Annotated in this window: 14 protein-coding genes; 6 read left to right on the top strand and 8 right to left on the bottom strand. The window is 46.3% G+C overall.

The window, feature by feature from the left end:
• The first annotated feature begins 135 nt into the window (after positions 1 to 135).
• The 4 genes from BUB38_RS13535 (at position 136) to BUB38_RS13520 (ending at position 6,803) form a co-directional block, all read left to right on the top strand.
• The gene (locus BUB38_RS13535) at positions 136 to 1,668 is read left to right on the top strand and encodes an AAA family ATPase (RefSeq protein WP_073161269.1); all 1,533 of its coding nucleotides are present in this window, start codon (positions 136 to 138) and stop codon (positions 1,666 to 1,668) included.
• Between the two features lie 6 nt (positions 1,669 to 1,674).
• The gene (locus BUB38_RS13530; RefSeq protein ID WP_073161268.1) at positions 1,675 to 2,694 is read left to right on the top strand and encodes a DUF4435 domain-containing protein; all 1,020 of its coding nucleotides are present in this window, start codon (positions 1,675 to 1,677) and stop codon (positions 2,692 to 2,694) included.
• A gap of 105 nt (positions 2,695 to 2,799) precedes the next feature.
• On the top strand, positions 2,800 to 3,984 hold the full coding sequence (locus tag BUB38_RS13525; RefSeq protein WP_073161267.1) for an exonuclease SbcCD subunit D: 1,185 nt from the start codon (positions 2,800 to 2,802) through the stop codon (positions 3,982 to 3,984).
• The gene (locus tag BUB38_RS13520) at positions 3,984 to 6,803 is read left to right on the top strand and encodes an AAA family ATPase (RefSeq protein WP_083542206.1); all 2,820 of its coding nucleotides are present in this window, start codon (positions 3,984 to 3,986) and stop codon (positions 6,801 to 6,803) included. Before BUB38_RS13525 ends, BUB38_RS13520 begins: the two co-directional genes overlap by 1 nt.
• A 41-nt stretch (positions 6,804 to 6,844) precedes the next feature.
• Here the strand turns inward: BUB38_RS13520 and BUB38_RS13515 are convergent, their stop codons facing one another.
• Together BUB38_RS13515 and BUB38_RS13505 are read right to left on the bottom strand one after the other, a co-directional pair.
• Positions 6,845 to 8,416: a hypothetical protein gene (locus tag BUB38_RS13515; protein ID WP_073287057.1), complete on the bottom strand. Its 1,572-nt coding sequence runs from the start codon at positions 8,414 to 8,416 to the stop codon at positions 6,845 to 6,847.
• A 212-nt stretch (positions 8,417 to 8,628) separates the two neighbouring features.
• The gene (locus BUB38_RS13505; RefSeq protein ID WP_073161263.1) at positions 8,629 to 10,080 is read right to left on the bottom strand and encodes a hypothetical protein; all 1,452 of its coding nucleotides are present in this window, start codon (positions 10,078 to 10,080) and stop codon (positions 8,629 to 8,631) included.
• A gap of 154 nt (positions 10,081 to 10,234) precedes the next feature.
• On the opposite strand from BUB38_RS13505, the gene BUB38_RS13500 reads away from it, so the two are divergent.
• Positions 10,235 to 11,485, top strand: coding sequence for a dicarboxylate/amino acid:cation symporter (locus BUB38_RS13500; protein ID WP_073161262.1), 1,251 nt, complete (start codon positions 10,235 to 10,237; stop codon positions 11,483 to 11,485).
• Positions 11,486 to 11,556: 71 nt separating this feature from the next.
• Here the strand turns inward: BUB38_RS13500 and BUB38_RS13495 are convergent, their stop codons facing one another.
• The 6 genes from BUB38_RS13495 to BUB38_RS13470 all read right to left on the bottom strand — a co-directional run bounded on the left by BUB38_RS13495 (position 11,557) and on the right by BUB38_RS13470 (position 18,331).
• Positions 11,557 to 12,300, bottom strand: coding sequence for a hypothetical protein (locus BUB38_RS13495; protein ID WP_073161261.1), 744 nt, complete (start codon positions 12,298 to 12,300; stop codon positions 11,557 to 11,559).
• Between the two features lie 487 nt (positions 12,301 to 12,787).
• Entirely contained in the window at positions 12,788 to 13,789 is a 1,002-nt protein-coding gene (locus BUB38_RS13490; RefSeq protein WP_073161260.1) for a viperin family antiviral radical SAM protein, read from the bottom strand.
• Positions 13,790 to 13,805: 16 nt separating this feature from the next.
• Positions 13,806 to 14,048: a hypothetical protein gene (locus tag BUB38_RS13485; RefSeq protein WP_073161259.1), complete on the bottom strand. Its 243-nt coding sequence runs from the start codon at positions 14,046 to 14,048 to the stop codon at positions 13,806 to 13,808.
• Between the two features lie 226 nt (positions 14,049 to 14,274).
• Positions 14,275 to 16,974: a hypothetical protein gene (locus BUB38_RS13480; RefSeq protein ID WP_073161258.1), complete on the bottom strand. Its 2,700-nt coding sequence runs from the start codon at positions 16,972 to 16,974 to the stop codon at positions 14,275 to 14,277.
• A 20-nt stretch (positions 16,975 to 16,994) separates the two neighbouring features.
• Positions 16,995 to 17,705, bottom strand: a complete 711-nt coding sequence (locus BUB38_RS13475; protein WP_073161257.1) for a hypothetical protein — start codon at positions 17,703 to 17,705, stop codon at positions 16,995 to 16,997.
• A gap of 2 nt (positions 17,706 to 17,707) precedes the next feature.
• A complete protein-coding gene (locus BUB38_RS13470) occupies positions 17,708 to 18,331 on the bottom strand; it encodes a TM1812 family CRISPR-associated protein (RefSeq protein ID WP_073161256.1) in 624 nt (207 codons plus the stop codon).
• Positions 18,332 to 18,523: 192 nt separating this feature from the next.
• On the opposite strand from BUB38_RS13470, the gene BUB38_RS13465 reads away from it, so the two are divergent.
• Complete coding sequence (locus BUB38_RS13465) at positions 18,524 to 20,305, top strand: AAA family ATPase (protein WP_073161255.1); 1,782 nt, start codon at positions 18,524 to 18,526, stop codon at positions 20,303 to 20,305.
• Positions 20,306 to 20,311: the final 6 nt, after the last annotated feature.

The raw sequence follows: 20,311 nt of genomic DNA, 5'->3' as shown, positions 1-20,311 counted from the left end.
CGTCGTATGCGAGAACCGACTTTGTGACCTGTTTTGTCTCCATTTGCACTATACCTGCCTTTTTGTATAGTGTCAACTTTTTTCAGGATAAGACATTAGGGGTTCATCGGGGTTTATTGAATTAGATTTAAGTCTATGAAGAGAATTACCTCCCTGAAGATCGAGAAGCTGTTCGGTACTTTCGACTACGAAATTGATTTCGAGAAGACCGACGGTTTTACCATTTTGACTGCACCCAATGGTTTCGGCAAGTCCACCGTCCTGAAGATTATCCGTGCTGCCGCCGTGGGCAATTTCTGCTATTTTGCGGGCCTGGTTTTTGACCGTATCGAAATGAAGTTCAAGGGCACCATGGGAGACGAGTGGAGACCTAGAATGGGGCCGGGATCGGAACCTCTCAGTGACGAGGAGGCGGCAAGGCCCAAGGAAACCATATTGTTCATCGAGAAGACGGCCCGTGTCGTGGAGGAGTCGGAAGAGGAGGCCTCATCTTCTGAGAATAGCGACGAGGAGACTTTCCAGCCTTACGTTTGCCGCATCTGTTGCGATGACTTCGAGAATTTCTTTACGGATGAGGATATCGACCGTTCCGTCAGCGAGGTGGTGGGTTCCATCCAGACATTGGAGCCCATGTACCAATATATGTCAAATGGGTCCTGCAGACTTTGGAAAGACAAGAAGGATGGGGAAGTCTTCGACATGTCGGGTGTGTTCCGCAGGTACAGTCTGCACTTCCGCAGGATATTCCCGTGGCTTGTCACATTGGTGCGTCGCCTGAATTTCGAGGTGAACTACATCAGTACCAACCGCCTGTACAACGAAGAGATCGAAAGGTCGGTTTCGGGTTTCGCCGGACGCGTTCGTGGCCGTCAGATCGAAGAGGGGCAGGACCTGGGGCTGAACCCTCACCTTCTGAAGATTTTCAGTATCAGTGACGATATCCGTGCGGCTCATAACCGCTGCATGCGGGCGCAGCTCCAGATTGCCCGAAATCTTGAATCCAACTTCGTGGACCGTGTGGTGGAAACGCTGAACCAGAAAAATCGTCCTTCCGCCGAGGAGACCCGCAAGAAGATTTCCTCCAAGATGACTTCCATCGCCAGGCTGGAGAAGAGTTGCAACGAGTTCGGTATCATTACTTCGGCCAACAAGAAGAAGAGCAAGAATCCCGAGACCGATGACGATTCCGCATTGATCGTGTTCAGCATGTATCTGGATGATGTGAAGGCCAAGATGGATGTTTTTGAACCGCTGATCAAGAAGCTGAAGATTTTCTCGGAGTCGCTGAAGGAACTGCTGGACCTGAAGACGGTTACCATCAATCTCTCGGACTGGGAAAGTATCCTGGGGATCAAGAATTCCAGGTCCGGTGCAGCCATTCCCCTGGATGCCCTGTCTTCTGGTGAACAGCATCTGATTGTGCTTCTGGGGCGTCTGCTTTTTGATGCCAATAATTCCGAGGCGCTGGTGATGATGGACGAACCTGAAATTTCATTCCACCCCAGTTGGCAGGAGGAGTTTTCTGAGATCCTCTTCAAGATTCAGAACGAGTCCCGCGATGCGAAGAACGCAAGGCCCAAGCGCCAGTTTATCGTGGCGACTCATTCGCCGGCCTTTATCGGCGATCACTGGGACAAGACTGTGGAACTGGCCAAGATGGTCAAGTAGGTTCGGATGGCTTTCGAGTACCTGGAAGATTTTGGCAGGAAGCGTCCCGCTTACGACGTGAATCTGGCACGAATGCGCAATGACGCCCATTCGGATAAGATTACGTTGTTTGTAGAAGGGGATGACGACCGCACATTCTTCCGGAGTCACCTGAAGGACCGTCTTAAATGGAAAATCGAATTCGGCCCCAAGAAGAAGGGCGTGCTTGCCCGCTACCGGAAATACCTGGAAAATCCGACGGTCCATTTTGCGGTGTTCTGCGTGGATCTGGATTTTGACTTTGCCGTGGAACTTTTGAAAAAATCAAGGGATGACAGTTCGCGGATCATCGATGATGAACAGCTGCTGTATCAGCTTTTTGATGTAGACGCCTGCGCCGGTTTTAACGATCTTGAAACGTTCCTGTTCCTGTCGGATTCCTATTCTGGCATGATGGTGGAATATTATGACGATGACGAAATCATCGAGAGTATCCGTGACGGGATCAAGACGGTGGGCGTGACCATGGGGGCTTTGCGGGTGGCGAATATCCTGGTTCGCGAGGAATGGGGTTTGCCTGACGATGCCTCGATGCTGTGTCAGCGGGAGGGCGGGAATCATGGCGGCCTGAAGTTTGATGTGGACTTTATGGATTCCTTCGGCTTGCTGGACCTGAAACATCTGACTTCTGCAAGCTTGGAACTGATCGGCGAGAACTTGATGCTGGCCTTTTCGGAGAATGAATATACTGAACACTTGCCTGCCGTTATAAAGAGGGCGGCGGAGGTCCTGGATTTTATCGAGGGCCACCCGAAATATTTTGCCAATTTCCTGCGGGGCCACGACCTGATGGATTTGCTTGCCCGTAGAATGGCCTTTGACAGGAACCGCAAGGGGAGTTCATTCAAGTCCAGGAAAAAACTGCCCGATGGCGGCAAGGTGGATTTCGAGAAATTCCGCGAAGAGCTGGAATCGGACCTTCGAAAGGCGGCAGGCGATTCCATGGAGCGGATCAAGGAATTCCCCCTGGGCAGATTGCTGAAATAATTTTTCTCCCATATCTGACATTTTAGTGTCAATTTTCGATAGTATATTTGTAGACCGAAAAAGAGTCTGGTTCTACAACGCATATTTTTTAGGAGAAGAGAGAAAATGAAGTTTATCCATACGGCGGACCTGCATATCGGTAAACGCATCTGCGAGCGTTCCATGCTGGAAGACCAGAGGTATATTCTAGCTGAAATCCTGAAGATTGTAGAAGAAGAAAAGCCGGATGGTGTATTGATTGCCGGTGATGTATATGACAAGTCTGTGCCCAGTGCCGAAGCTGTGGAAGCGTTGGATGATTTCCTGGTTAAGCTGTCCGATTTCGGTACGAAGGTTTTCGTGTTGAGCGGTAACCATGATTCCGCCGAGCGAATTGCATTTGGCGGTCGTCTCATGGCTAGCCGCAACGTTTTTATGTCTCCAGTCTATACGGGTGAGTTTGCACCTGTGACCTTGAAAGATGAGTTTGGCGAGGTGGATGTCTGGATGCTTCCCTTTGTGCGTCCGGCGACAATCAAGGCGTCCCTTGGGGTAGGTGAAGAGGCTGATGCTGAACGGGAACAGATTACTGATTATACAAGCGCCATAGGGATGGCCTTAAGCAAGATGAATCGTATTCCCGGACGCCGAAATGTTTTGCTGGCCCACCAGTTTGTAACCGGTGCCCAGGTGGATGAAGCCGGCTCCGAGGAATTCGTGGGAGGCTTGGACAATGTGGATTCCTACGTCTTTGAAGGTTTTGACTATGTAGCCCTAGGCCATATACATCGCCCGCAGAATGTTGCCGTGAATAAGTCGGGAGTAGGCTATGTCCGCTATAGCGGTACGCCATTGAAGTATTCCCTTTCCGAGGCGCCCCACAAGAAGTCCGTAACGGTGGTGGAACTTGGTGACGAATTGGAAATACGTGAAATCCCGCTAAAACCCATGCGAGATGTTCGCAAGATCGAGGCGAGTTTTGAAACTCTGGTTTCGGCGGAATTCCGTGAAACCCAGGTGCGGGAGGGCAAGAGTCTTGACGACTACATCTATGCGGTGCTTACCGATGAAATCGATGTGTCGGATGCTGCTGCAAAGTTGCGTGGGTATTATCCGAACTTGATGGCTTTGACTTATAACAATTCCCGCACGAGGAGTGTCGCTAACCTTGATTCTGAGAATGTAGACCAGAAAACTCCTGAGGAAGTATTCAGTGATTTCTTCAAGGAAATGAACAATCGCGAAATGGATGAGGATGAAAGCGAATTCGTTAAGGATTTGATTAAATCTATTTGGGAGGGCAACCGATAATGAGACCGTTAAAACTTGTGATTACGGGTTTTGGCCCTTATGCGGAACGTACCGAGATCGACTTTGCGAAGCTGGGCGCTCATGGTCTTTATCTGATTAGCGGTGATACCGGTGCCGGAAAAACCACTATTTTCGATGCCGTTACCTACGCACTTTTTGGAAAGGCTAGCGGTGAAAATCGCGATGATGCAAAGCTTTTCCGCTGCACCAATGCGAAGCCCGAAACTTCCACCGAGGTGGAGTTGACTTTTGCCTACGACGGAAAGGACTACCGTATTCGCCGCAATCCCGCATATGAAACGCCTAAGGTGAAAGGGCTGGGGATGACGACGAAGCCTGCTTCTGTCACGTTCTATTACCCTGACGAAAATGGACATGTTTCTGAAACTAGCCGTAGCGTGTCCAAGGACAGGGATGTGGCGGAGGCTGTAAAGTCGGTAATGGGTGGCCTGGACAGGGATCAGTTTTCCCAGATCGCCATGATTGCCCAGGGCGATTTTATGAAGATTCTTCTGGAAGATACCAAGAATCGTCGCGAAACTTTCCGCAAGATTTTCAAGACGGAAAATTTTGAAAAGCTTCAGAAGAGGCTTGGTGAAGAGGCGGCCAGTTTCAGCAGGAATTGCGATTCCCTGGTACAGACTGCCTGCACTCATGTTTCCGGAATCCAGTGTGCTGAAGAATCGAACCTTGCTGCAGATGTTTCTGAAAAGAAGGCCATGGCCCAGAACTTGCAAATTGCGGATTGGGAAGAGGTTTGTGTCTTGCTGCAGAATCTGGTGAAGGAAGATGAGGCTACAGTCAACAGCTGCGCTGGTGAACTGGAAAATCTTAGGAGCAGGATTTCTGATCAGGATAAGGAACTGGGCAAGGCTAGTACTGCGGTCAATAATCGTAGTGCCTTGCAGAAAGCCCAGGAAGAACTTCCTGTGAAGGAAGCGGACCTGAATGTAAAATTGAAGGCAAAGACGGCACAGGAAGCGTTGCAGCCGGAGCGAGAGAAACTTCAGGAGCAGATTACCACCATTCAAAATTCCCTACCCCAGTATGATGGCCTGGAACAGAATCGTACGGATTTGGATGGAAAGAAGATTACTTTGGAGAAAGGTCTGGACAAGTTGAAAACTGGCAAGGCTACTTACGAGAAGAAGTATGCCGAAGTTCAGACCCTGAAGAAAGAACTTGAAACGCTTTCTAATGCCGGTGAAAACAAGGCAAGGCTGGAAGCGGAAATCAGGGAACTGGAAAAACGTCAAGCCGAGATCCAGAATGTGGGTAGGCTGCAGAAGAAATACAATGACGAAATGAAGAATTTGCAGGATGCCCAGGATGAATTCCAGGATGCTCAAAAGGCCTATACCGCCCTTCGAGATGAATACGAACGTAAGAATCAAGCCTTCCTGAATGAACAGGCAGGTATCCTTGCTGTTAATCTGGAAGAAGGCTGCGAATGTCCGGTATGCGGTTCCACTCATCATCCCCATAAGGCCTGTAAGTCTGAAGAGGCTCCCTCTCAGGCGGAATTGGAAACATTGAAAAATCAGGTTTCTGTAGCAGAGGTTTCTCGTAACGACAAGAATGCTGCAGCCGTTCAGCAGAAGGGTAATTGCGATAGCTTGAGGGGAACCCTTCAGGATGAATTGAACAAACTCTTCGGGGAATGTCCTATTGAGGAGGCCAAGTCCCGTGGGAACGATGAATTCCAGAAGAATCGCGATACCTTGAATGCTTTGGGTGAAGATCTGAAGGCCGAAATCAAAAAAGCGAACCGCAAGCAGGAATTGGAAAATAAGGAAACCGGAATTCCGGCTCAGGAAAAAAAACTGGAAGAATTGCGCGTTGCCAATGAAAATTTGAACCTTGACAATAATGCCGTTGCCAAGGATATTGAAGCCTTGAACAAGTCCATTTCAGAAAAGTTGAAGGATCTTGCCTTTGAAAGCAAGGATGCGGCCTCTAGTGAAATTCAGAAGTTGCGGACTAATCTGGTAACCTCCAATAAGGCTCTGGAAAACGCCGTAAATGCCTACAATGCGACTTCCGGTGATGTGGAGGCACTGAAGGGACAGATCAATGCCTTTGTGAAATCTCTGGAAGGCGTTCCCGAATATGACCTGCCTAAATTGGAAGAGGCTAGCAGACAGTTGAAGGATTTGTTGACTCAGAAAACGGAAGCCTGGAAAAATGCATCGGGCAGAGTTTCCCAGAACAAGTCTACCCTTGATAATATCAGGACCGCTGCGACCCGGCTCGCATCAGTCAGCAAGAAGCGTCAGTGGCTGAAGAATCTATCCGATACGGCAAACGGTGGCCTTAGCGGTCGCGAAAAGCTGATGCTTGAAACTTACGTTCAGACATCCTATTTCGACCGCATTATCCGTCGTGCCAATAGGCGCTTTGCCATTCTGTCAAATGGCCAGTATCAATTGATCCGTCGGACGGAAGCTTCCAATAACAGGGCTCAATCGGGCTTGGATCTGAATGTCATTGACCATGTCAGTGGGAAGCAGCGCGAAGTGAAAACCTTGAGCGGTGGCGAAAGCTTCCTGGCATCGCTTTCCTTGGCCCTGGGGCTTGCCGATGAAGTGCAGAGTTCTGCAGGCGGTATCCAGTTGGACACCATGTTTGTGGATGAAGGCTTTGGCTCCTTGGATGATGAAAGCCTGAAGTCTGCAATCCATGTTTTGCAGAACCTTGCCGGAGAGCATCGCCTGGTAGGAATTATCAGCCATGTAAATGAACTTGAAAATAAAATTGACAAGATCGTTCGCGTGACGAAAGACGAAAATCATGTTAGCCGGGTGAACATAGATGTATAGGCAGAGTGCTAGGCGCGTTGAGGTTGCCTAGCACTTCGCTATCAGTAATAGAGGAATACGTGCTTAAGGTCCTCGGCGCAATTGCTGGGACCTGAAGCCGTTTCGCTGGGGGTACTGGATACGACGCTGGAGTAGCGGCCATCTCCATCCATAAATCTGATCTTGCCATGATTGTTTGTGTGCAAGGCGCAGGACATTCCCAGTGGCGTGAGCATGGGGAGACTTTTCCAGAAGTTGTTCTTCTTGATGGAAGCGAGAAGGTTCGAGGCGTTGGCCTTGTAGTTCCTGTAGGATTGTTCCGCGTCTGCATTTGTCTGGATGAATGCCTGCCAGATGTCTCGGCAGCGGAGGTTGTGGGAGTTTCCCTTGATGGGGGCGTTATCCATGGCGAAATGGAGGGCGCTCATGAGGGCGATTTCGAACTCTCCGCTAAATTTTTCCTGTTCCTGGGCGGGGCCTGCAATAATCCCTGAGCCTGATTGTCTTTGCCTAAGTCCCTGGACTTGGGCGTTCAGATTTTGGATTTGCCAGTCTGCGTTCATCAGCTCTTTTTGGGCGTCCTCGCTGGCGGTCATGATCTCGTCGGCGATTTTCTGGATTTCGTCGATTTCGGCATCCTTCATGGCGATGGCGCTTTCCTTGGATTTCTTGAGGCGCTCCAGCTTTTTCTGCAGTTCTTCCAATTCACGGTTTTGGCGGTTGGCGGCTTGCCGGCTGGATTCTGCTGCCAGGGCGCAGGCCTTTTGCGCTGCGGTCAGCTGTTCCCTGAGACTTTCCATTTCCTGCTTTTGACGCTCGATGCGGTTCTGCAGTTTTTCCTGTCGGGTCTTTTTGGCCTCTTTTTTCTGTTGCTTGGCTTCTTCCTTGGTGGCGGGGCGGGTGATGTTGAATGTTCCGTGGGGCGTCTTGATGGTTTCCTTGATGGGCTTTGAACCTTCGATTTTTTGACCGCTAATTTTTGAAATGTTCAGCGTCCAGGAACTGTCCTTGTTGCCGAAGTAGAAATCGGGAATTTTGATTGGGTTTGGTTTTCGGAACATCGTTTCGTAGAAAATCTTGAATCCGATAATGCAGGGGCAGACGTGCCAAGGTTCTCCGATGCAGACGCTTATCTTCGGAGGCCATTGAGAGGGAATCGCGTAAATCTGGAAAAGGTGTAAAATCTCGAAATACTTTTCGGCGTCTTCTGAATGCCAGAAATTCCTGAGGTCCTCGGGTAGGAAGTGTGCTGTGATAAAGATGTTGGCGCTACAGCTCTTCCCCTTTTTTCGAAGGATAACCCGGAGGTTCATGGACGGCGAAGGCAGTCTCATTTCGAAGGATTGAAATTCTGTATTGGCGAAGGTGGTGACGTCGCTCCAGATGCCGGTCTGGTCGCAGCCAAAGGTAATGAGATCTTGCAGCCAGTGGTTTGGAACTTCCTTGAATCTTTCGCGGTGGATGTTCCTATAGCCCCATTGGCCAACTGTCATGGTGGCGATTTTTTCTAGCGGGAGTTCCTCAAGTGGAATTTCGATGTGGAAGGTATGGGGGATGAGCCCATTGCAATGTTGAACGTTATGATTTTTGAGTACAGTAAGGTCTACAGCAGACAAGGTGAATGCCTGTTTCATATTGCCTCTAAAAGGTTAGCTTTGTTTTTTATGCGTCCCCAAAAACAAGGAAATTTCTATTCCTTATCCTTGGGTGATAGTTTATTCTTGATTTTGTTATGTTATGTAAAAAATGACGATATAAAAAATGTGCCTACAATAATAAGCACATTTTTAGATAAATTCAATCTTTTTTAGAAAATTAGTTCATTTTGCAAACAATTGTTGCTTTTTTACGGGATGTCGTTGGGCCTGATGCCGAAGGCCCTGGCATTCTCGATCAGGATGATTTCCGATGAGCCGTCGGTGAAGTGGTCTTCTTCCTGTTCGTTCGTGAAGGTGGACATGCCCTTTTCGTAGGCGGCAGCGAAGGTGGATGGCTTACTGCCCCAGGCCATGGTGGTTTCCAGGAAGTTGTAGTTGGAGTCCTCTTCGTTGGTGGACCAGCCCAGGAAGGCATGACCGGGGATGTTGACGATGACGGTGTGCATTCCAAGGGATTCCAGGATGCTGGCGAAGAGGTTGGTGCCTTCGATGCAGTTTGCCTGCTTGGTACGGAGCACTTCGATGGGGTACTTGATTTTTTGGCCAGGGGAGCCTGCGTCGGTATTGTTGACGTAGTTGATGCCCTTGGCGCTGAGCACTTCGTATACAGCCTTTACCAATCGTGCCGAACTTTCGGTCATGCTTTCGTCGCCGTCGTAGAGCTGGTAGGCCTTTACGGATCCGTTGGGCAGCTTGGCTTCCAGTTCCTTGTGGATTGCCGTAATGGAGTCCATGTTGGGAGTTACCCATACGGCGCTCCATAGCGAGCGGTTTTGCACGTTGACGTATTCGGCGCCGTTGATTTGCATGGGGTGGATGGTAGACGGCTCAGATGAAGAATAGAAGAGGATTTCGTGATCGTTTTCCAGGGCGTAGGCGCGGATCTGGATCTGCACCTGTTCGGGGGCGGTAAGGGCAGCCAATGCCTTGTTGTTGAATTTGAGGCTGGGGGCGAAAATTCTTGTGGTGTCGGGGTTAACGAAATCGGTAACGCTGGCTGTGTCAGTGAATCCGTCGATCCAGGACTTGACGGTGATTTTCTTCCAGCGGCAGGGAATCTCCGGCTCGCTGAACGAAGTTCTGTTTTCGCAGGTGTTCTTGACGGTGATGGATACCGGCACAGGAAGCATTTCGCCCTTGGAATTGATGTAGTCCTTGTACATCAGGGGGTACTGATTGGCGAAGGCGCCGTAGATGTCCTTCTTGACGGACCATGTCCAGGCATTGAGGGTGCGGATGGCTGCCTGGCTGTAGATATCGGCGTAGACGCTGTCGTAGAGCTTGGCGTACATGGAGTCGAAATCGGCTTCCTTCAGGCTGTCGATGAGGGCTTCGCGGACGGAGTCCATCCAGGCGTCAGAAAAGGCATTGTCGAAGAGAATCTTGTAGACGGTGTCTACGTAGGGTTCTGCGTAAAGGGAATCCCACAGGGTGCCGGTGATTTCGTCGCGGATGGCGCTTGCCAGGGAATCTACGTTGACTTCCTTGGCGTCCTTGCCGTTTTTGCCATCTTTACCGTCTGCGCCGTTGATACCGTCGCTGCCGTTGTCGCCGGAACATGCGGAAAGGGAAATTGTCGCTGCGAATGCGAGAACGATGCCGGCAATTTTTGCCAGACCTTTAAAAAAAGAAATCCTCATTAAACCTCCAAAAAGATTTGCTGAATAGATAAAAATTGAGAGTTTATTTGTCAAATGGGTCCGTCTGATTTTTTATAACAGATGTAAAAGTTTTTACCATATGAATTTTTAATCTTTCTAAATTTTCGGTCAGATTTTTTTTAGTGAGGTCCAAATGTCTCAGAACGAAAATGCTATGGCCGGAGCCGCCAGGAAAGTCAAGTCTGTCAAGACGCAGGTTATTGTCTGGGTTGTTGCGCTGGTGCTTGGTGCCCTTTTGGGTCTGATCCAGAGTGAAGGTCTGCAGAACCTGATTAACTTCATCGCTTCTGTTTATACGCGCCTGTTCCAGTTTGTGGCCGTGCCTACCATTGCGCTTGCCCTCATGACCACTCTTTCTGCCCTGGGTGTCCAGAAGAATACCGGCCGCATTTTTGGCCGTACCATCATCTACACCTTGCTGACCACTTTTGCGGCCGCCTTCGTGGGACTGCTTCTCTATAAGATTATCGGACCGGGCAACCTGCCCATGGATCTGGTCAGTGGCGGTGCCGCCGAAGTTCCCCAGAACCTGAGCGCCATGAGCTACTATGACCATTTCCTGAGCATTGTGCCTAACAATGTGGTGCAGCCCTTCCTCAGCGGTAACGTGCTGGGTATCTTGATGGTGGCCGCTGCCGTGGGCCTGGGCCTCGCCTTTATGCCTGATTCTGATAACAAGCATGCTCTTGTGAAGGTGATCCTCGGTCTTCGCGAATTGCTGTTTACCTTGATCCGCGCTCTCGTCTGGGCCTTGCCCCTTGGCGTCGTTGCCTTTGCCGCCCAGCTTTCTGCACAGGTGAATGCCGGCGTGGTGGTGGGTTCCCTGGGAAAGTATCTGGCTGTGGTCATGGGCGGAAACGCTATCCAGTTCCTCATTGTGCTGCCCCTTTTCCTTATTGCCCGCGGTCTGAATCCGCTCCATGTTCTCAAGAAGATGAGCCCCGCCGTGATGATGGCTTTCTTTACCAAGAGTTCCGCCGCAACGTTGCCTGTGACCATGCAGTCTGCCGAAGACAACCTGAAGGTAAAGCCGGAAGTGGCCCGCTTCGTGCTCCCCATCTGCACCACTATCAACATGAACGGTTGCGCCGCCTTTATCCTGGTGACCAGCCTTTTCGTGATGCAGAACAGCGGTGTGGAACTGACTCTCGGCACCATGATCACCTGGGTGTTCATTTCCGTGCTTTCTGCGGTGGGTAACGCTGGCGTTCCCATGGGCTGTTACTTCCTGACCCTCTCCCTCATGGTGGGCATGAATGCAAACATCGGCGTCATGGGCGTGATCCTCCCGCTTTACGCTGTCATCGACATGATCGAGACTGCTGAAAACGTCTGGTCCGACTCCTGCGTCTGCGCCATGACCAACAAGGATCTGAGCAAGTAAGATAAATTAAGACTATGTATAAAAAATCCAGCCCTAGATTTGGGACTGGATTTTTTTAGTGAAATTTTATTTTAGTAGGTAACCGTTACTTCCCAATCCATGGTGTAGTAGGCAGAACCGTCGTCGGTCTGCTTGATGGCCTTATCAATTTTCTGTCCTACATCATTGATTGCGTAGCATTTGGTGGATGTGTATTCCTCGTCGTCAAAGAATGCGTCTTCGTCGACAAACTTGGGGCATACCTGAATGATATTGATACCCTTGGGCAATAGTACGGAAACTTCCTTGCTGCCAAACCAGTAGCCCACATCGTTACCGAGATTGATCGTTGTTGTCTTGACAGGATCCATTTCATCGATACCATCTTTGCTGGACTTTATGGTAAAGGAAATTCGGGGTTCTCCATCTTCCTTGTCTTTTTCGTCCATCGCTTTTAGCTGCTCGTATTTGAGCAGGTTGATGGTCAGGGTAGTCTGCGCCGTAGTGTAAACGGAAACTTCCTGCTTTGCAGGTTCCTTGATTTCTTCCTTTGGATTTTCGCCGGAATCAGAACTTGTAATTGCATCCGCGTAACCTCCTGAATTGCTGGATTTAGGAGTGGAGGCATCCTTTTCTGCAATCCATTCTCCACCGATGCACACATAGTTGTCGTCCTTATCCTGGACGTATTTTGTTTCACCTCTGTTGCTACTGTTACAAGCGCCCAGTTCGTAGATGCTGGAAACAGAAGAATCGTTTGGTGCAGATGATGACGAATCGTCAGAACATGCTGCGAAAAATGCGGTGACGGTTGCTGCAAGTAATATTTTCTTCATAAAAGCTCCTTTACTTTGTTGTGAATGCAACCTTTTCGAACTTAAGAAGAACTTGACGGCTTTTTATGAAGAATGAATTTCGTTCAAATAAAAAAGGCGTGGAGTCGTTCATCGCTTATCTACAGACTGAGGCTCGGCAAAGCCATTACGCATAAATAAACGACAACAACCCACGCCCCAATGGGACGTGAGCGTTTGCCTGCTATCTTCTGCGTTTGTGAATTTTGCCGATTCCAGTCTAGAAGATAAGAGCAAAGCTCAAAAAATCCGGTCGCGGTTTCCCGCTATGTAAAACGAAAGTTAGATAAAATTTTTTAGTAGGTCAATAAATAGTATTAGACGACAGTGAATTTTGGACGTTGGTGGTGATAGGGATGGTGCAACCAAAGCTATCAAGGGCGTAATTATTTGCCGATTCCAGTCTCCTTGATAACCTGGTTGCACCAAATTTATGAGCCGTTGAGGGATGCTCTTGGGGCGTGGTGACTTAATCCTTGTCTCCAAATGGGCAGCAGCAGTCGAAAGAAACGTCTTCGTATTCGTTCATAAGGAAGAACTCCTCCATGCGATATTTGGCCTCTTCGGTGGCGTAGTTTTCATAACGGTTGTTAAACTTTTCCTGGTCAAAGTTGATTTCCTCCAGGGCTTCATCAATAGAAATTTCAGTGAGGGGGTGGCTGTATTCGTATTCCTTGTGACCATTCTGGAAAAGTCTTCCGTCGGGAGCGATCATCAGGTAGCTTTCTGTCATGACATCGTTGTCTTCAACGAAAATGACGTTGTTTGGTTTTTGGGGTGCGCTGAAGGCCGCCAAGAAATTGCTCAGAGGATCTTTCTTTGGCATTTTTTCTTCCTTGAGATTGTTGAACAGGAAGGTGTTGAACTTGAAATCAGAAATGCCTTCTTTTCCATCAAAAGGCAGCTGACGAAGAATCTTCCACTTGTCAATTTTCAGTTCGGCCATACGGTCCACAAGAATTTCGTTGAAGTTGTATTCGTTCACTACGGTGTTGATTTTGATATTGAGGCCAGGATTAAGAGTGCGGAGTTCCTCCAACTTTTCCTTCAACTGCTGAAAGGAAATAGTCTTACCATTGCATTCCCTGCCTATTCTCACATTGGTTTTGTGATCGAAGGAATCAATGGAAACTCCTACCTGGGAAATCAAGTGGACGAAGGGACGGATGTATTCAAGATGGCTTCCGTTGGTAATAATGGAAATTTCGAAGTCCATTTCGTGAGCCATTTTGATGACCTGCCAAAGACGTTCCTGCTGCAGAATGGGCTCGCCACCTACGATATTGAGACGCTTTTGGGTGAAGAGGCAATCTTCGAGGCGAATGCTTTTAAGATTTTCAAGTATCTTTCGGACATTGTCTGGGTTTGTCCAGATTTCCTTGACTCGATTCCATTTCGCAAAACAGTATTTGCACTTGTAGTTACAAGATTCGGTGATGTGCCAGTTGATGACGATGGTCTTGATGTTCATTAGTGGGCTCCTGGGTTTATCGGATGATAGTGCCTGTTTGAATGAGATAGTTGCGTAGATATCTGAGGTAATCTCTCTTGAAGTTGGAATAGGCGCGTGGATCGCTGGGGGTACACGGAACAGAGAAGAACATTCTCGCTCCTTTTGCGACATGCTTGATTACCGTATGTTTTCCCTTGCGAACGACTTGCCAAAGGCCTGTAGCCAAAAGGCGGTTGCAGAGGGTGTTGATTTCTTTGTCGGTTGACAGATTTGCCATTTAGAACTCCTTTCTTGGGTAAAATTTTTGCTTGAAGACAAAAATCTCCATGGACTTTTGCGGTTGCAAAAGCCTTTATCCCTCGTAAGATTGTATTGTGGTTATGTTTAGAAGAGAATGACTGCTAAAACATAAAACCCTATATGTTTTGAGCAGTTTGTCCGCTCATTAACATATAGGGCTTGAATAATTGGAAGTTGACAATAAAGATGAAACTTTATTTCAATTACTCAATTTTTACCTCATCACAGTAATTTAGAGCGAAGGTCATATAAATCAAGTACAAGGAAATCTCCATATTGTACTGGGAATAGAAATCCATGAACTTTACACTTTGGACATCGCTGACGTATGTATCGTTTACAAGGAACATGATGTTCAGCATTTTCTCAAGGCGGATTACGAAGGTTCCATTTTCGTCGTCAAGCCCTTTGCATTGAGAGTAGTCAATATCCGGATTTTTATTCGTTTTATTGTTTTCAATATACTCAATACACTTGTAGATGGGAAGGCATTCCTTTTTCCAGTCACCACCATTACATCTTGTCTCTTTATATTTTTGAGAATCCAAAATTTTGAAAATTCTTGAAGCGCATTTATATTTTTCTTGTACATAACGAATCAGCGTGTCAAACAAGTTTTCTGCTTCATTTTGAAGATATATGTTCTGAAAGAAAACGTCATCGTTTTGAATTGAGGAATCTACAGGTGAATTTAGTCTAAATCCTACACGTTCTGCCCATAAGTCCGTATTTAAAAGAAGATGGAATTCTGATAGTGCTATAAGCAGGTTTTTCCAATTGGAAGGTTCTAATAATGCTTTTACATTTGCAAATTTGGTATGGTGAGAATAGGCGTTTCTATCGCGGTAAAGATAGCGCGTCTCTAGTCCCTTGCTGTTGATTTTTACCCAATCAAGAGAACCATCATCAAAGTATTCGTTGTCAGTTTCCCAAAGACATTTACATTGGATGGAACGCTCGAATCCATGGATAAAATAATCTTTTGGGTTTTGCGTACCTTCTTTTACAAAAGAACTTGATGTAAATGGATAGAATTTTTGGGCAAAGGTCTCTATCTTGAAACCGCAATCAATTTTCCTAAGTTTTTCATGATTCATTCTTGAATCATCATTGTACTTGCGAATTTCGTCAATCTTGTTTTGATCCTTCTCTTTTTTTGAAATATCCTTTATATCAATATGTAGCAAACTTTTCTGTTGTTCGCGAATGTAGTTGAGTTCGTTAACAATAGCGTCCTTGCTTGCGGGCTCAATTCGGGACAAATTGTAAGCGAGTAAGATAACGCTCCAGTAATCTTTTACCTTGTCTAAGGATAGGTTAACCTCGTTTTCTACGCCGATTTTTTTTAATAAATCATTGAACCATTTGTTAACCTTATTGATGTCCTTATATTCCTGATCCATTGTGGCATTACAGAAAGGAATAGACATTTTTTCGCGTTCAGAATGGGGTTGATATATGTTTTCATCGTTATCGTAGTATAGACCTATTTTATCAAAAATGACAAACCAAAGGAAATATTGAAGTAAATCTTTTTTCAGGCTTGTAGAATTATCTAGACCTAAATCAATATTCTGTTGTTGTTTTTGAATACGAAGTATTTCGGCTGTCTTTGCTTTTTTTATTCGGTCTTCGTATCCGTCAAAAATATTGTAGAATCGACGATATTCCTTTCCCTGCCAATTTTTACTGTCTAACTCCGCATTTTTTTGCACCTCAAACTCTAGTGCCTTGTCGATAAGTTTTAGGTAGTGTTTTCTAAGCGTGAAAGATTCCTCTTTTTCTTCCATAAAAAGGCTGGCGAATTCGTCAATATCCATCTCTTTGGAAAGCATATAAAGGCAGGCAAGGATTCCGTAGTTATCAGAAATTTCTTCCTTGAAAAGGTATATAATCTTTTCAAACAGCTGGGAAGGAGTTGTGTAATAGTCGTCCCTTTTGAAACCGGCGAATTTCATGGGGCGAGTTTGGCCTTCGAAATATTTTAAAGAATTAATGACGTCGACTTGTGCTCGGTGTTCATCAAGAGATTTGGCTATGGAATACTTGTTGAAGAAAACTTTTGCGACCAATTCTTCTACAAGATACTGCTTTGTGTCTGGTCTAATAATGCTGTCAATACATAACATTTCATAAAGTTCGTGAATGTCTATACATGGCAGTACCTCGTGCGTGTAGTCATTTTGAGCAATTCGCCTTTCCATGAAAGGAAGCTCTGTGTACATGAACTTCTTGTTCATGGTCTGCAAATCGCAGAAGATGTAGAAGTATTTGAGTAAAGTTTCATTTGTAAGAATATCGAATTTGCCTATATCTTCAGCATTGCTTACATAACTAAAAAGAGACTTAAAATGATGGTACCAATATGCTATTTCATGAAGTTGGTCCTTTTTTTCAGGATGATGACTAGCACATATGGTGATATAAAAACCAAGTGCGTATTCAAAATGCTCCTTGGGCATATTTCCCTCCATTAGGGTATAACATGCCTGGGGCTTGTTTCCGTATTGTTTGTTTTGTTCAAAGAATTCTCGTTCTTGATCAATATTCTCATTCAACAACTGGTTATGGTGAATATACTGAATAGCGTCTAGAATCGATGCCTTTTGTGATTCTATGGTATCAGCTAAAAAGTCCCTGTCTTTGACTTGAATTGCTTTGGTAAAGAAGTAGAAGATAGCTCTTGTGCTAAAGATGAGGGCTACATTCTCGTTGGTAAAATCAGCCTTGTTTTCTTCTGATTCTTGCAGAACGTTGAACTGCTCGGAAACAGATTTCTTTACATCCAGCAGCGTTAAAGGCTGGTCCGACGACACCAAAATATCCTGCTTCGTGCGTCGAACTTCGGAGGACTTAATCATATCCTGTAAGAGGATTTGTAGATTTGGTAAATTTTTTTTCATAATATCTTTCACTTTGGACTTTATGTTCGGTTATTTTTCAGCGTTGACTGGAGATATTGCATTTTAGCCTTGAAACGAGCGATAATCTTGCTGGCGTTTGTCTTCTCAATGCCGTACTTGGCGGCCATTTCCTGTTGCTGCATACTTGGAGAAAATTCCTTGCATGTTGCTGATAAGAATTCGTATTTATGGCACAAATTACCGTAATCACCAAATTCATGGAAGATTGAATTCAGATAAAGCGAAAGGAAAGGCCTGTGTCTCTCGTTCTCTCGCTCCCATGTACGGGTAATGGTGTCCAATATGTTGTCGTCAATTTGGACGGTCTCTGTGGAGTGGTGTTCCGTGGGTTCATTGCTGAGTGCTGTTTCGCTGTCTGCAATGGTGTCTTTTTGGATCTTCTTAAGATTTTCAGAATCCCCTACGATTGCATTTTGTCGCCCTTTAAGAATTGCATTTTTTAATGCGCTGTTTAGATAGTGAGAAAACTCGCTTTCTTTAGGATTGTAGTTGGCGAATACGGAAGTGATTGTTTTGGATATCTCTAAACCGGCGTTCTTGATATCATCCCGTTTCCAATAAAGAGGGCAATAATCTCTAAATACACAAGCCGCAAATAGCTTACTGATGGTAAGCCTTCGGGAGTCCATGTTAGAACGATTCTGTAGAGATTGGTATTCTCTACAGAGCTCCTCAAGTTTCTGCAATATGCTCAATTCCTTTTCGTTCATGGTTACATCTCAAAGAAATTGTCAATCATTTCCTTTGCAGTTTCTCCATTCGGAGCTTCCATGGATGCGGTAAGCGTATTCAAATAGTACAGGGAGGTAATGTCATAGATCTTCTGGGATCCATCGATGATATTGTTGTCGGAATCGTAGTTGATCTTGCCGTAAATAATGTTCTGGATGTTTGCGTTATAGAATTTCTCCGCAAAGGACAGGGTAGAAAAGAGCAGGATGGGTAGAGTCTTTTGCCCATAGGTGATATCCACAAGGATGTCTGCGCCGTCTTCTAGTTCGTTAATAAGCTTCCTGAATCGATTTTCATGGGTGCGAAGATCTTCGGAATATTCTTCGATGATTTCGTTGTATTGGATATTCGCGCCAATGCCTTGGTTCAACAGATCCAGTTCCTCATTAAAAAATCTTGAGTTTTCAAGGTAATTATTCTTGGAATCTTTGGTGATGAACTTTACGATTTTTACGGATTCTCCCTTTTTAAGGCTTTTTGCCAATACGGCGTTAATGGGGAAACGTACGTTGCCCTCGTATTCAATTTCGCTATTTCCATCCACAGGGTAATGTTTGGGATCAGATGCCTTTTTCATGGGGATATTCACAAAAACAATTTTCATTTTTTACCTCTAATCTCTATATAGAGTAAAAATAAGTCGCAGTTGACAAAAAATTGAATGAAAATTAAAAAATCCCTTTGAGAGTTGTTTTATTTGAATTTTTTGGAAGTTCTATTGTCTTACTTGCTTCTTTTAACTTAATAAGTTAAATTTTAAGTTAAAAAGCGATGAAGTGCAAAGGGGCGGAACATTATGGCAAAGAGCATCGGCGGAATCACTTACAAGACCATCAACGGTAAGCGTTATGCGTATTACCAGTGGATGGAAGATGGCAAGCAGCGTTCCCGCCGCGTGAAGGATGAGGAACTGCCGACGCTATTGGCGGAAATTGAAGAGCGCAAGGCGGCGAAGGTGGTTACCGCGTCGCTCACGAAAGGCTTGTTGCTTCGCGATAATGGGGCGGCTTATTTTGCTGGTGGAGCTCTTGTCGCCGTGACGAATGGCTCGGCTGGACAGTCGTTCAAGACGGATGTGAAGCTTGGCGCTGCCCTCACGAATTTTACAGCCAATGTTTTGAACTGGAAAAAGCGCGATGGCTTTGAACGTCTGCGTGGTTACATTTATGGCCCTGGCAATGACCGTGTTTTCATTCTGTATGGGCTTCGCCGCACGGGTAAGACGACTTTGATTCGCCAGCTGTTTGGAGAGATGGCGCCTGGGGACTTGGCGAAGGCGGCTTTTGTCCAAGTGAATTCAAGGAACAGTCTTGCGGACTTGAACGCTGATCTTAAAATTTTGGAGGGTGCTGGCTTCAAGTATGTGTTCATCGATGAGGTGACCATGCTTGCCGATTTCATCGAGGGGGCGGCCCTGTTTGCAGATGTGTTCGCTTCCTGCGGCATGAAGATTGTTCTTTCGGGTACAGACTCTCTGGGTTTTGTTTTTTCCGAGGATGAACAGCTTTACGACCGTGCGGAAATGTTGCACACCACATTTATTCCGTATCGCGAATTTGAGCGTGTTCTTGGTTTGAATGGTATTGACGAGTACATTCAATATGGCGGTACCATGAGCATGGGCGGCCGTGAATACAATAAGGACCGTTTTACCTTTGCGAATGTGAAGAGCGCCAATGAGTATGTGGACAGCGCCATCGCGAAGAATATTCAGCATTCCCTGAAATGCTACCAGTACGAAGGTCACTTTCGTTCGTTGAAATCTCTGTACGAGGCGGGTGAGCTGACCAATGCCATCAACCGCATTGTAGAGGACATCAACCATCGTTTTACCTTGGATGTGCTGACTCGTGATTTTCGTTCCGGTGATTTGAGTTTGTCGGCAAAGAATTTGCGTAGAGACAGGTTTCACCCTACGGATATTTTGGACCGAGTGAATGTGGTGAAGGTTACTGCACGCCTGATGAAGAATCTTGATGTGAAAAATCGTCAGGAAATGAGCGTCGCTATTTCCCAGGACCATGTACGGGAAATTCGTGAATACCTTGACTTGCTGGATTTGACGGTTGACATTGATGTGGAAAACTTTGGGAATTTCAATCAACGGGAGCGATTGACCACGATTTCACAGCCGGGACTTCGCTATGCCCAGGCGAAGGCTCTGATTGATTCCCTTTTGCTGGACGATGCCTTTCGTAGTTGTTCCCTGGTGGAGCGCAAGTCTATTGCGGAACGTATTCTTAATGAAATCAAGGGCCGCATGATGGAAGAAATCGTGCTGCTCGAAACAAAAATGGCGCGACCTGATTGCCATGTTTTTAAGTTGCAGTTTGCGGTCGGCGAGTTCGACATGGTTGTTGCAAATTCTGAAAATGCGACCTGCGAAATCTATGAAATCAAGCATTCCGAAATTGTGGCAAAAGAACAGTATCGCCACTTGAAGGATGCAAAAAAGAGCCGCGATACGGAGTTCCGCTACGGCACCATTGTAAGCAAGAACGTGGTTTACCGCGGCGCGTCACAGGTGATTGATGGTATTAATTACTTGAATGTGGAAGAATATTTGCGCGAACTTTAGTTTTGC

It is taken from the genome of Fibrobacter sp. UWH5 (assembly GCF_900142505.1).
GTDB lineage: Bacteria > Fibrobacterota > Fibrobacteria > Fibrobacterales > Fibrobacteraceae > Fibrobacter.
Note: the sequence above shows the minus strand (reverse complement) of the source record. Positions and strands in the feature narration are given on the sequence as shown.

What these genes read in the sequence shown, in the direction of transcription:
- BUB38_RS13535 (WP_073161269.1), top strand. Translation starts at nt 136, where the DNA reads ATGAAGAGAATTACCTCCCTGAAGATCGAGAAGCTGTTCGGTACTTTC.
- BUB38_RS13530 (WP_073161268.1), top strand. Translation starts at nt 1,675, where the DNA reads ATGGCTTTCGAGTACCTGGAAGATTTTGGCAGGAAGCGTCCCGCTTAC.
- BUB38_RS13525 (WP_073161267.1), top strand. Translation starts at nt 2,800, where the DNA reads ATGAAGTTTATCCATACGGCGGACCTGCATATCGGTAAACGCATCTGC.
- BUB38_RS13520 (WP_083542206.1), top strand. Translation starts at nt 3,984, where the DNA reads ATGAGACCGTTAAAACTTGTGATTACGGGTTTTGGCCCTTATGCGGAA.
- BUB38_RS13515 (WP_073287057.1), bottom strand. Translation starts at nt 8,416, where the DNA reads ATGAAACAGGCATTCACCTTGTCTGCTGTAGACCTTACTGTACTCAAA.
- BUB38_RS13505 (WP_073161263.1), bottom strand. Translation starts at nt 10,080, where the DNA reads ATGAGGATTTCTTTTTTTAAAGGTCTGGCAAAAATTGCCGGCATCGTT.
- BUB38_RS13500 (WP_073161262.1), top strand. Translation starts at nt 10,235, where the DNA reads ATGTCTCAGAACGAAAATGCTATGGCCGGAGCCGCCAGGAAAGTCAAG.
- BUB38_RS13495 (WP_073161261.1), bottom strand. Translation starts at nt 12,300, where the DNA reads ATGAAGAAAATATTACTTGCAGCAACCGTCACCGCATTTTTCGCAGCA.
- BUB38_RS13490 (WP_073161260.1), bottom strand. Translation starts at nt 13,789, where the DNA reads ATGAACATCAAGACCATCGTCATCAACTGGCACATCACCGAATCTTGT.
- BUB38_RS13485 (WP_073161259.1), bottom strand. Translation starts at nt 14,048, where the DNA reads ATGGCAAATCTGTCAACCGACAAAGAAATCAACACCCTCTGCAACCGC.
- BUB38_RS13480 (WP_073161258.1), bottom strand. Translation starts at nt 16,974, where the DNA reads ATGAAAAAAAATTTACCAAATCTACAAATCCTCTTACAGGATATGATT.
- BUB38_RS13475 (WP_073161257.1), bottom strand. Translation starts at nt 17,705, where the DNA reads ATGAACGAAAAGGAATTGAGCATATTGCAGAAACTTGAGGAGCTCTGT.
- BUB38_RS13470 (WP_073161256.1), bottom strand. Translation starts at nt 18,331, where the DNA reads ATGAAAATTGTTTTTGTGAATATCCCCATGAAAAAGGCATCTGATCCC.
- BUB38_RS13465 (WP_073161255.1), top strand. Translation starts at nt 18,524, where the DNA reads ATGGCAAAGAGCATCGGCGGAATCACTTACAAGACCATCAACGGTAAG.